The following is a 12,628-nucleotide window of genomic DNA, read 5'->3' as shown; positions in this document are numbered from 1 at the left end:
TATAACCTAAATTACAAGGAGCATTCCGTATAAAATGTCACGTTTATCTTTGAGTTTTATACAGAATGCTCATCTTTTCATCTATTATTTTATCGTGGCCTTGGTAAGGGGGAGCAAGAATGAAATCGGATAAAATTTCGGAAGCGGTGGTACGACGTCTGCCTGTATACTTGCGTTATTTGAACGAGTTGCATCAGCGTGAGGTGGCTACTGTTTCTTCTCAAGAGCTTGGACAGAGGCTGGATCTGAATCCGGCCCAAATTCGTAAAGACCTGGCTTACTTCGGTGATTTTGGTCGTAAAGGGATCGGGTATGATGTATCCTATCTGATCGAAAAAATTCGTCACATTCTCAAAATCGATCAGCAAATTAATGTAGCTCTGGTAGGAGCGGGTAACCTCGGTCAAGCCTTGTCCAACTACAACGCATATCTGAAAGACAACATGAAGATTGTTGCTGTATTTGATGCATATGGACCGAAGATAGGTAGTCAAATCAACAGTTTGACGGTAAAACCAATGGATGAATTGACGGAAGCGGTTAAAATGGAAAACATTCGCATCGGAATTATCACGGTTCCGGATACGGAAGCCCAAAATGTAGCCGATCAGCTTATTGAATCAGGAATTGAAGCGATCCTTAATTTTGCACCAACCATTCTAAAAACACCGCCGCATATCCGCATTCACCATGCTGACTTTACAACGGATCTGCTTAGTTTGGCCTATTACTTGGAGACTGGAAAGGACGACGAGGAAGATGACAACAAATAGATGGGTAATTCACAACGGCAAATTTGCCGTTAATGAAGGCGGCACAACATGGAACGTGGTCCACGGATACATGGTTGTTGAGAATGACAAGATTGTGCATATTGGTGAGACATTGCCGGATGAAGACAAAAATTGTACCAAAGTGGATGGAAAAGGACTGTTCTTCCTGCCGGGTCTGATCAATACGCATGGTCATGCAGCGATGTCGTTGCTCAGAGGGCACGGAGACGATCTTGCATTGCAAGTATGGTTGCAGGAAAAAATGTGGCCGATGGAAGCGAAAATGACTTCAGAAGATGTATATTGGGGAACTTCGCTATCAGTGCTTGAAATGTTGAAAGGCGGAACTACAGCTTTCCTGGACATGTACGATCACATGGATCAAGTTGCCAAAGTTGTGGAGCAATCCGGCGTTAGAGCAGCACTGGCACGTGGTGTAATCGGGCTGTGCTCGGAAGAAGAACAATTGCGGAAGCTGGAGGAGTCGGCAGCGTTTGCACGTGAGTGGAATGGACAGGCAGATGGTCGCATTACAACCGTAATCTCGCCACACGCCCCATATACATGCCCTCCTGACTACATAGAGAAGCTTGTGCAGGTCGCGAACGACCTAAACCTTCCCCTTCATACACATATGTCGGAAACGCTTCGTGAAGTCGAGCAGAACGTGGCTGATTATGGACTGCGTCCTGTGGCACATCTGGAGAAACTGGGCTTTTTCTCTCGTCCATCCCTGGTTGCACATGCGGTGCATCTGAATGACGAAGAGATTGAGATTCTGGCCCGCCATGATGTGGCTGTATCCCATAACCCGGGAAGTAATCTGAAACTCGCTTCCGGTGTTGCGCGGGTACCTGCGTTGCTGAAAGCTGGAGTTACCGTGTCACTCGGAACAGACGGACCGGCAAGCAACAACAACCTGGATATGTTCGAGGAAATGAGACTGGCTGCATTGATCCACAAAGGTGTATCTGGTGACCCGACGGCAGTGCCAGCAGGCGAAGCGTTATTACTCGGAACGTCATACGGTGCCAAATCTATCTTCTTGAACAATACCGGAGCACTCCAGGTTGGCATGAAGGCTGACTTTATCGCCTTGGACATTGAACAGGCACATTTCTATCCACATACAGACCTGATCTCACATACAATCTACTCGGCTTCTGCTAAAGATGTTGAGCACGTATGGGTGGATGGAAAACAAGTGGTGAAACATGGCGAATGTCTGACGTTGGATGAAGAACGCATTTTGCGTGAGTCTCAATTGGCATTTGATGGTCTGCTTGCTCGTTAATTGCAGGACAGCATCATAGGGAAAGGAAGTTCGGCTTTTGAAGAAAAAAAAGAAGTGGATATGGATTTCGCTGCTTGCACTGGTTCTGATTCTGTTTGGACTTCAGCGTTATTACGTCCATGTCACGCAGGACCAACGCAAGGAAGAAGCGCTCGCCATACAAGCAGCACAGGAGCAACTGGGCATTACATCCTATGATGAATTGCGCAAGTACATCTGGGGAGACAAAGAAGGCTCTGACAACATCTACTGGACCCTGATCGGCAAAAACAAGGATAACCAGGATGTTATGGTCTGGGTTAAATTCGATGCAAACAATCAACCGGTTAAGGGTGCAAACGCTGTACACAGTGAGCTGCTGCAGAATGGCATGTCCGAAGCGCAGATACGCAATCGCTTCAGTTCTGAAGTTCCTGCCGGTGAGATTAAACGAATCATGCCCGGAGTTGTGAATGGAATATATGTGTGGCAAGTGTATTATAAAGACGGTACGCATAACCACTATCGCTTTTATCGTTTTAGCAACGGAGAACAGGTGGACCTGGTCTACACACTCCCGAACAGCTAGAACAAGATAGAGTGAGATAACTAGAGAATTAAAGAAATGAAAGAACCGGCAGACGGATATCCGACTGAACCGGTTCTTTGTGTTGTCTGTAAACATATTTGATTTAAATAGTTAAAATTAATAATTTATTCATATTTTCGCCTTCGAAATTGTATATACGATGTGATATACTCAGATATGTACTCAAAGTTACATTCAAAACAAATAAACCTGTCAAAATTATCGCAGGAGTCAATGTGCACATATTCGTATATACCAATAAGCCAGTAGGTTGGGCCAAATTCTGGGAGGGGTAATTCACTTGAAGCTAAAAGTATTGCCTATTGCTTTAACTGCCGTCATTTCAGCCGTTGTGTTGTTTGGAGGTTGGTTTGTATATCGTCAGGTGGCTGTGCAGAATCCGATTGAAAAAATGGTAACCCAGTACGATGGAGTCAATGACGTTCAATTAACTATTAACCGCAATGACGTACAATTGAAACTGGATCTGCAACCTGATGTTGATTTGGGCAGACTGGTACAATATATTCACAAAGAAGGACAGACCCTGATTGGAACACGCTCACTAAAGTTGGATGTTGTGGATCATTCCAGTGAAGCACTGGAAAGTTGGTGGGGGGATGCGATGTTCACCGTAGCTCAGGCGATGGAGAACAAGCAATACACCGAGATTACACCAACGTTGTCCAAGATGGCGACGAATGGAATGAAGGTAAATACAGCGATGGATGACAACAATGTATATGTCAGTCTCAGAGACGGAGATGCCAGCAAGTTTATTATTCTGCCGCGTGTGCCCGGTCAGATAGGAGTGTGGCCTAATGCCTAAGTGGACAAAAGAAGTTGCCATCGGATTTTTTCCCGTATTGATTATTTTCCTTGCTTTTACTGGTGTTAATATTGTTCCGATCCTGATTGCAGCAGTGCTTGTCGGAGCTTTGCTGTTCATGATGCAAATGCGTGGCGGGATTACAGTAGGCGCTGCACAGGAACGTAAACGGAAGAAAAAAGGACCTTCCAAGCTTACTTTTGAAGAAATTGGCGGACAAGACAGTGCTAAGCAGGAATTGCGTGAAGCGCTTGACTTTCTGATCAAACATGAAGAAATCCGGAAGTTCGGGATTCGCCCGTTAAAAGGGATCTTGCTGACGGGCCCTCCAGGGACAGGGAAAACGTTGATGGCCAAGGCTGCTGCCCATTACACCGATTCTATTTTTGTAGCAGCATCGGGTAGTGAGTTCGTGGAAATGTATGTTGGTGTGGGTGCCAGCAGAATTCGGGATTTGTTCAAGGACGCGAGAACCCGTGCCACCAAGGAAAATAAGGAAAACGCTATTATCTTTATCGATGAAATCGATGTCATCGGGGGGAAACGTGAGGGTGGTCAACAGCGTGAATACGATCAGACCCTGAATCAGCTCCTGACGGAAATGGATGGAATCTATTCTTCTGATACGCCAAGAATTCTGGTTATCGCTGCAACGAACCGTAAAGAGATGCTGGATAGCGCCCTGACGCGACCGGGACGTTTTGACCGCCACATTCAAGTGGACTTGCCTGACAAAAAGGGCAGAAAGCATATTCTGGAACTGCATGCGGTGAACAAACCTCTGTTGAAGGAAGTTAATCTGGAGAAAACAGCGGAAGAATCATATGGTTTCTCCGGTGCACAGCTCGAAAGTGTGATGAACGAAGCAGCAATATACGCCATGAGAGACGGGCTGTTAAACATCGAACAGCGGCATTTATCCCTGGCTATTGATAAAGTCATGATGGGTGAGAAGACAGACCGTGAGTCGAGCGTGGAAGAGAAGAAAAGGGTCGCCATTCATGAGTTGGGACATGCCATTATGGCTGAACTCGTTCGTCCAGGCAGTGTTAGCCAGGTGGCACTTAGTCCGCGTGGTCAGGCGCTGGGATATGTACGTCATAACCCGCAACAGGAACAGTTCCTCTATACGAAGCGCTTTCTGGAAGAGCAGATCATGATTGCACTCGGAGGAGCAGCTGCGGAGGAAATGTACTACGGTGGTCGTTCCACAGGTTCACGCAATGACTTTGATCAGGCCACCAATGTTGTACAGACGATGATGGCTTCGGGGTTGACTTCACTTGGTATTGTGAACATGGATATGGTCACAACCGAGGAACTGATGCGAGAGAATAAATTAATTCTGCAAGAACTGATGGAACAGACAAAGCGGTTACTTGAAGAACAACGGACAATTTTCGACAATTCACTCGACATCTTGATTCGTGAGGAAGTTTTGTCTGGCGAGCAATTTCGTTGTCAATTTCGTGACAGTGCCCTTCTACCAGCATAATTTATTTATGCTGGTTATTTTTTTTTACATTTCACTCGTGCTAAGATATTATTATATGTTGGGTCGAAATTTGTAATTTTCGGCGAACAGGGTACAATAGAGAAATAGAGAACCGAAAGGATGGAGCAGAACCATGTTTTTCAAAAAAATAGGAGTTGTCGGCGGCGGTACGATGGGGCAAGGTATTTCCCAGATGCTCGCAGCCAAAGGACTTGATGTGCTTCTCGTGGAGCATACAACACAAAAGCTGGATCATGCATATGACATGATCGAAACCAATCTGGATAAACAACTAGAGAAATGGGCGATTACAAAAGCGGAGAAGAAATTAATTCTTTCCCGCATTACCAAGGTAGCTCATTTAGCTGAACTTGGAACTTGCGACATGGTCATTGAGACAATTTCAGAAGATCTGGATGCGAAAAAAGCAGTATTCAGCCAACTGGACCAAGTTTGTCCAAGCAATGTCATTCTGGCAAGTAATACATCCACGCTGAGTTTGACCGAGCTTGCAAGCTCGACCAAATACCCAGAGCGTGTTATTGGTATGCACTTTATTCACCCGGTATCCCGGGTTGATCTTGTAGAGATTATTCGTGGACTGAAAACTTCGGATACAACATTCGAAGAGACCAGACGTTTTGTTGAAGAAGTAGCGGACAAAAAAGGAGTTATGATTTATGAATCCCCTGGATTCGTAACTTCCCGTCTGATCTGCCTGCTGATTAACGAAGCGTTGCATGTATTGCAAGAAGGTGTTGCATCTGCTGAAGATATCGATGATGCAATGCGTATCGGATACAACTTCCAACATGGACCACTCGAAATGGCTGACCGTTTCGGATTGGATTCTGTTGAAGCTGCACTCGAAAGAATGTTCCGTGAATTCGGAGAATTGAAATATCGTCCTTCTACAGTCCTGAAGAAAATGGTGCGTGCAGGACACCTGGGTGCCAAAACAGGCGAAGGATTCTTCAAGTACGACAAGGATGGTGACCGACTGTGAAAGTACTCGTAATTAATGCGGGGAGTTCCTCGCTCAAATATCAACTGTATAATATGACTGACGAATCTGTACTGGCTAAAGGTTTGGTAGAACGGATCGGAATGGATTCCTCCATCCTGACACACAAACCGACAGGCCGTGAGGATGTTACAGAAGTTAGTGAGATTCTGGAGCATACAACAGCGATCCGTAAAGTCATTGATATTTTGACTCACAAAGAAAATGGTGTACTGGATTCTGTAAGTGAAATTCAAGCTGTTGGACACCGTGTTGTTCACGGTGGTGAAGCATTTAAAGAATCTGCATTGGTAGATGATGCTGCCAAAGCTGAAATTCGTCGTTTGTTCGACTTGGCTCCACTTCATAACCCTGCAGCAATGATGGGTATTCGTGCGGCTGAATTAAATATGCCTGGTGTGCCACAGGTAATGGTCTTCGATACGGCGTTCCATCAGACGATGCCGGAAAAAGCATATCTGTATGCTATTCCGCGTGTACTTTACAAAAAATATAAAGTACGTCGCTACGGCGCACATGGTACTTCCCATGATTTCGTAAGCAAGGCAGCTGCTGAATATCTGGATCGTCCAGTGGAAGATCTGAAAATTATCACTTGTCACGTCGGTAACGGCGGTAGTGTAACAGCAGTTAAAGGTGGCGTATCCGTGGATACTTCGATGGGTATGACTCCGCTTGAAGGACTGATGATGGGAACGCGTTCTGGTGACCTTGACCCAGCCATCGTACCTTATGTAATGAACAAGGAAGAACTGAGCGTAAGCGAAGTGAACTCCATGTTGAACAAACACAGTGGATTGCTTGCGATCTCCGGAATCAGCAGTGACATGCGTGAGATTACGGAAGGTATGGAGAATGGCGATGCCAACTCCACGCTTGCTTTTGAAATGTACGAGTACCGTCTGCGTAAATACATCGGCTCATATGCAGCTGCAATGAACGGTGTAGACGTGATCGTCTTTACGGCTGGTGTAGGTGAGAACTCCGTTGTACTTCGCCAAAAAGTATGTGAGCAGCTCACTTATCTGGGTGTTGAACTGGATGAAGCGCTGAATGCCATTCGTTCCGGCGAACCACGTCGGATCACAACAGCGAATTCCAAAGTGGAAGTTCTCGTTGTGCCAACTAACGAAGAATTGGTAATTGCACGCGATACACACCGAATCGTATTGAATTCTCAGTAATCTAACTGTAAAGTAAATATAGAATGACAAGGAAGTGCAGAGGACAGGCATAAGCCTGCCCGCTGCATTTTCAAATTCAGGAACCAAGGGGAGATATGGGCATGAATACGAATTGTGTAATTCGTAATGTGAACGAGCATGTGGGCGAAACCGTAACAATCGGTGCCTGGATTAACAACAAACGTTCCAGCGGTAAAATTCAGTTTTTGCAGCTGCGTGATGGAACCGGATATATCCAAGGGGTTGTTGTGAAAAGTGAAGTTAGTGAAGAGATCTGGAACAATGCCAAGAGCCTGACACAAGAAAGCTCTTTGTATGTTACAGGTATTATTCGTGAAGAACCTCGCAGTGCGTCCGGTTACGAGATGACTGTTACAGGGGTTGAGATCATTCACCTGACTGAAAACTATCCAATTACGCCTAAAGAGCATGGTGTTGATTTCTTGATGGACCATCGTCATCTGTGGCTTCGTTCTACGAAGCAACGTGCTGTTATGGTGATTCGTGCAGAGATTATTCGCGCTGTTCAGCAGTTCTTTGATGGTAACGGATTCACACAAGTTGATCCTCCGATTTTGACACCATCGTCTGCGGAAGGTACAACGAACCTGTTCCACATCAAATACTTTGATGAAGATGCTTATCTGACACAAAGTGGTCAATTGTATATGGAAGCCGCAGCCATGGCTCTGGGCAAAGTATATTCATTTGGTCCAACATTCCGCGCAGAGAAGTCCAAAACACGTCGTCACTTGATTGAGTTCTGGATGATTGAGCCGGAAATGGCGTTTGTAGATCACGAGGAAAGTCTGCGCGTGCAAGAGAAATTTATCGCTCATGTCGTTCAGTCCGTGGTGAAAAACTGCCGTGCAGAACTGGAATCTATCGGTCGTGACGTATCCAAACTTGAAGGCATCGTAGCTCCATTCCCGCGTATTACGTATGATGAAGCGATTGAATTCCTGCATGGACAAGGCTTTGATATTCCTTGGGGAGAAGACTTTGGTGCACCGCACGAAACAGCAATTGCTGAGAAGTACAATACACCGGTCTTTATTACGCATTACCCTGCTGGAATCAAGGCATTCTATATGAAACCAGATCCGAATCGTCCAGAAGTTGTTCTCTGTGCTGATATGATTGCACCAGAAGGCTACGGAGAGATTATTGGCGGTTCGCAGCGTATCGATGATCCGGAATTGATGCAACAACGTTTTGAGGAGCACAATCTCTCGGATGAAGCTTACCAATGGTATCTGGATTTGCGTAAATACGGATCGGTTCCTCACTCCGGTTTCGGTCTGGGATTGGAGCGGACGGTAGCATGGATCTGTGGATTGGATCATGTACGTGAAACAATCGCATTCCCACGTATGCTCTATCGTCTGTACCCTTAATGTTTAACCGAGGAGCGTCTATGGAAGACACCACATCCAAAGCTTGGTTGGATGGAGCAGCTTATGGCATGACTTCGGGTACAGCCCATCTGCCGTATGCCTTATTACGTTTTTATCACCAGCTTGGACTATCAGATGCAGAAGTGCTTCTTCTGATTCAACTGCTAGGGTTCCGTCAGGCAGAGTTCAATGAGTTTCCCACGCTTGAAGAGCTTGCGGCACGCATGGGACTTGCACCTGAAGGGATTGCCAGAATGTTGCAACGTCTGATGAGGGATGGGTATATTGCAATTGACGAGCACCGTGACGAAGAACGGGACATCCAGTACGAGCGATATGACTTACATGGATTATATGCCAAGCTTGCAGCGTGCACTGCTGAAGAAGTAGCCGCATTCCGTGCGGAACAGCAGAGTATCAATACAGCACGTCAAGATTCGAACAGTGTTCAAAAAGAAGAGGAAGAACGGAACATGTTCTCCATCTTTGAAAAAGAATTTGGACGTCCGCTCTCTCCAATGGAGTGCGAGACGATATCCGGCTGGTTGGATCAGGACCGTTATCAAGAGGAATTGATTCTAATGGCTCTGAAGGAAGCGGTTTTTGCAGGCAAAGTACATTTCCGGTATATCGATCGAATACTACTTGAGTGGAGTCGCAATCGTGTCAAGACCGTTCAAGACGCGAAGGCGTACACACAGCGGTTTCGTAATGGTGGACGTTAATTCCAGCGTAGGCAGGGACAAGAAACAGGCCAGAAGTCATTCTGTGCCTGTTTTTTTGGATTAAAGATTGGATGAGTGATCAGCAACATCAACCTTTCAGGCAATGATTTCATTTTGTTTTACAAAAATTTGATAGATCACGCAGGGGTTAACGCACAAGCTGTCGTCTATTGTATTGGAGAGGAGGGGAGAGTTATTGATGAAGCGCGCGTAATCGAACAAATCCGTCAAGGAGATACATCCCAGATGCGTACTCTGATTGATAAATATAGCCAGCATGTATACCATGTGGCCTATTCCGTACTCAGGAACGATCAGGAAGCACAGGATGCAGCTCAGGAGGCGTTCATACAGATGTATAAGTCTCTCCCCGACTACCGTTCTGAAGGTTTCAAAACGTGGTTAACCCGAATTGCCTTTCACAAAGCGATTGATGCCAAACGCAAGCTGGGCAGACGAACTGCTGAGGATCTGGGTGGAGAAGAAAAAATAATCAATATGCCCGGACGGGATGAAGACGTTCTTACCCGTCTCGTTCGTGAAGAACGTCAGGATAAACTTCGCGAACGAATTAATCAGTTGCCTGCTCAGCATCGTGACATTATCACTGCGTATTATCTAAGCGAAAAAAATTATGAGCAGATTGCCAGTGATGCACAGGTGGCTGTGAAGACTGTGGAATCCCGCTTGTATCGTGCTCGGCAGTGGATTCGAAAAAATTGGAAGGAGGATGAATGGCGTGAGTAAACAGGAGAAGTATACCGCTGCGCAATGGACTGATTATATTGAAGGCCATATGAGTGAAACTCAAGCGAACCAAATGGAACAGCTTCTGATGGAAGATCCGGATGCGATGGACATCTATCTGGAAGCGCTTGGTATCCATGGAGAACTGCCTCCGCTACATGACCCAACAGGGTTTGCGGATTCAGTCATGCATCGGATTGAGGGCATTCAATCACCCAAGGTACAACGCAGATCCCGTGCTGGGCGAAACCGGCGCTGGCTTGATCATAAAGTGTTCCATTACGCGGTAGCAGCCTGTTTGACATTGATCTTCCTCTCGTCTGGACTTTTTGACAAGGTAGCACCATATCACAAGTTCCAGGATGGCGACCACAGAGGGTCATTTACCGAGCAATGGACGGAGGCAGCCACTTCATGGCTGGATAACCTCAAGCCTAAACCATAAATAGTTTCGCATTGCCTGAAAAGAAAGGATGACGACTGTGCACTCAGATCGTAACAAATTACTCGCATTTCTATTAAACCTGATACCAGGTCTCGGTTTCATGTATTGGGGACGGGCTGCAAGGGCTGTGATCTATCCATTGCTTTTCTTCGGAACAGCTGTTGGCTCATTCATGTTAGCCATGGTCACTAATGAACAAGATTTATTGATTTTCGGTGCACTTTTTGCTGCTTTCTTCTGGGGGATCAGCATGCTGGATATGGTTATTGTTCTGCTCCGTACACCTTCTGCCCGAGAAGCACATTATAGGGGATACGGTGCGGCTTATGGAGCGCCTCCACACCAAGGGGCAGCCTACCAGGGAGCATACATGGGTCAGCAAGGGCCTATGGAGCAGATGAATGAAGATGAGCTGCATCAACATCCAGGTGGTGAATATGGCCATCCTGAGGGCCCCTATGGTCAACCCATGTACCGAAAAGGCAGTGAGGGTGAACGATTCTTCACCATTTTGCTCTCATTTGTTCCGGGATTGGGCCACCTTCATCTGGGATTGTTGCATCGCGGTTTGTCGTTCTTGATGGCGTTCTTTGGTTCATTTGCCATGATGGTTTTTGTAGCTTCGATCACCAATGAATCCGTATTTTTGATGTTCCTACTCATACTGCCTGTAATATGGGTATACTGCATGTTTGATGCGGTGCAACATGTCCACCGTAAGCAGGCTGGTGAGGTGTTGCAGGATCGGACATTATTTGAGGAATTGGAGATGGGCAGAGTAGCCGGACGACGTAGCAAAGTGCTTGCAACGCTGCTATCCGCTTTTCCAGGTGCAGGTCATCTCTATCTGGGATTGCAGAAAAGAGGCATGCAATTGATGTTCCTGTTCCTGGGCAGCATCTATGTTCTGGACCTGCTTCACTTATCGGTGTTTCTGTTCATGATTCCGTTGATCTGGTTCTACAGCTTCTTTGACGGGCTCCAGTGCTCCAGTCGATATGGACGCGAACCATTGGTTGATCAACCGATCTTCAAGGACTGGGCCCGCCATCAGCGTCTGATTGGATTCGGGATTGCCGCGCTGGGTCTATACTACCTGACGATCCGTCTTGTCATTCCACAGCTGAATGAGCTCTTCCCTAATGCATTTATGACGTATGAGATCCGTTCCTATTTAAATACCGTCATCGTATCCTTGCTGCTCATTTTTGGCGGCTTGAAACTGCTGTTTGGCAAGCAACGGGGGACGGGTATCCAAAGTGCTGCTCATCGAAATGATGAGGGAGCAGACAGTCTCTTTTTATTCAAGGATCGGGATGATCGACTGTAATTTACGATCCAAGTTGAATTAAAGATTATTTACACTGACACTACGATGACAGAGCAACCTTCTAATCTCTTTTATCCAACAACAAAAAAACACGCCAAGGGCTATGTATATCAGCCTCTGGCGTGTTTTTTGTTATCCAGCTTTGATTTAGAATAAATGATTGCTATTTCGTAGCACCCTTCAGCAGAAGTTGACGGTACATCACTTCGAACAGGAATTCGAACGCTTCCAGATGACGTTTCGCTTCAAAAGCATCCTTGCCCCACGCATATATGCCGTGGTTACGCAGCAAAATTCCTGGTACGTTGGCATCAAGTACACCTGGCACCAATTCAGCGATAGATGGAATATCTGCAAAGTTAGGCAGGACGGGTACACGAATCTCCGCATTTTCTTCCCAGATGTTGAAAGCCTTGATCAATTCAATTCCTTGAATCGGTACGTGCCCATCTGCTCCAAAGAATTCACTGATCAGGTTGTTAAACACGGTATGCACGTGGAATACAGCGCCACAACCAGTCAAACGATAGATTTCACAGTGAATCAATGTTTCGGCACTTGGTTTCAACGTTGTTGTCTCAATCGCTTTGCCGTGTTTGTCCACAAAAAGAAAGTCTTCCGGTGTGCGAAGGGATTTGTCTTTGCCTGAGGCGGTAACCGCAAAATAAAATTGCTCCGGGTCAAAGTCTCCTACACGCATCGACAGATTGCCGCTTGTTCCAGGGAACCAGTTACGACTGGCAAACAACGCTTTAATATCAGCCAGTTCTTCAAGGACCTGACGTTTGTGTTCCAATGTAATCTTTTCAAAGCCCAT

Annotated in this window: 13 protein-coding genes; 12 read left to right on the top strand and 1 reads right to left on the bottom strand. The window is 46.1% G+C overall.

What is annotated here, in order from left to right; genetic code table 11:
* The first annotated feature begins 119 nt into the window (after positions 1–119).
* The 12 genes from MHH25_RS18920 (at position 120) to MHH25_RS18865 (ending at position 11,811) form a co-directional block, all read left to right on the top strand.
* A complete protein-coding gene (locus tag MHH25_RS18920) occupies positions 120–773 on the top strand; it encodes a redox-sensing transcriptional repressor Rex (RefSeq protein ID WP_076317448.1) in 654 nt (217 codons plus the stop codon).
* A complete protein-coding gene (locus MHH25_RS18915; RefSeq protein ID WP_036671995.1) occupies positions 760–2,067 on the top strand; it encodes an amidohydrolase in 1,308 nt (435 codons plus the stop codon). Before MHH25_RS18920 ends, MHH25_RS18915 begins: the two co-directional genes overlap by 14 nt.
* Before the next feature lie 37 nt (positions 2,068–2,104).
* Complete coding sequence (locus MHH25_RS18910) at positions 2,105–2,635, top strand: DUF5590 domain-containing protein (RefSeq protein ID WP_047843541.1); 531 nt, start codon at positions 2,105–2,107, stop codon at positions 2,633–2,635.
* A gap of 301 nt (positions 2,636–2,936) precedes the next feature.
* Positions 2,937–3,464 (top strand): hypothetical protein, encoded by a 528-nt coding sequence (locus tag MHH25_RS18905; protein WP_076209942.1) that lies wholly within the window; start codon positions 2,937–2,939, stop codon positions 3,462–3,464.
* The gene (locus MHH25_RS18900) at positions 3,457–4,959 is read left to right on the top strand and encodes an AAA family ATPase (RefSeq protein ID WP_047843540.1); all 1,503 of its coding nucleotides are present in this window, start codon (positions 3,457–3,459) and stop codon (positions 4,957–4,959) included. The genes MHH25_RS18905 and MHH25_RS18900 overlap by 8 nt, the downstream gene beginning before the upstream one ends.
* Positions 4,960–5,092: 133 nt before the next feature.
* Positions 5,093–5,965, top strand: coding sequence for a 3-hydroxyacyl-CoA dehydrogenase NAD-binding domain-containing protein (locus MHH25_RS18895; RefSeq protein ID WP_017687750.1), 873 nt, complete (start codon positions 5,093–5,095; stop codon positions 5,963–5,965).
* Complete coding sequence (locus MHH25_RS18890) at positions 5,962–7,167, top strand: acetate kinase (protein WP_036671987.1); 1,206 nt, start codon at positions 5,962–5,964, stop codon at positions 7,165–7,167. Before MHH25_RS18895 ends, MHH25_RS18890 begins: the two co-directional genes overlap by 4 nt.
* Before the next feature lie 101 nt (positions 7,168–7,268).
* Positions 7,269–8,564, top strand: a complete 1,296-nt coding sequence (gene asnS, locus MHH25_RS18885; protein ID WP_017687752.1) for an asparagine--tRNA ligase — start codon at positions 7,269–7,271, stop codon at positions 8,562–8,564.
* Between the two features lie 20 nt (positions 8,565–8,584).
* A complete protein-coding gene (locus tag MHH25_RS18880; RefSeq protein ID WP_127549601.1) occupies positions 8,585–9,289 on the top strand; it encodes a DnaD domain-containing protein in 705 nt (234 codons plus the stop codon).
* A 246-nt stretch (positions 9,290–9,535) separates the two neighbouring features.
* The gene (locus MHH25_RS18875) at positions 9,536–10,036 is read left to right on the top strand and encodes an RNA polymerase sigma factor (protein ID WP_235193861.1); all 501 of its coding nucleotides are present in this window, start codon (positions 9,536–9,538) and stop codon (positions 10,034–10,036) included.
* Positions 10,029–10,481 carry a hypothetical protein gene (locus MHH25_RS18870; RefSeq protein ID WP_340017807.1) on the top strand — a complete coding sequence of 151 codons (453 nt, stop codon included), beginning with the start codon at positions 10,029–10,031 and terminating at the stop codon, positions 10,479–10,481. Before MHH25_RS18875 ends, MHH25_RS18870 begins: the two co-directional genes overlap by 8 nt.
* 37 nt (positions 10,482–10,518) lie before the next feature.
* Positions 10,519–11,811 (top strand): multi-tm2 domain protein, encoded by a 1,293-nt coding sequence (locus tag MHH25_RS18865; protein WP_340017806.1) that lies wholly within the window; start codon positions 10,519–10,521, stop codon positions 11,809–11,811.
* Positions 11,812–11,974: 163 nt separating this feature from the next.
* On the opposite strand, the gene MHH25_RS18860 is transcribed toward MHH25_RS18865, so the two are convergent.
* A complete protein-coding gene (locus MHH25_RS18860) occupies positions 11,975–12,628 on the bottom strand; it encodes a methylthioribulose 1-phosphate dehydratase (RefSeq protein WP_036607600.1) in 654 nt (217 codons plus the stop codon).

It is taken from the genome of Paenibacillus sp. FSL H3-0457, assembly GCF_037981725.1.
GTDB lineage: Bacteria > Bacillota > Bacilli > Paenibacillales > Paenibacillaceae > Paenibacillus > Paenibacillus amylolyticus.
This window is presented reverse-complemented; position numbering and strand designations above follow the sequence as displayed.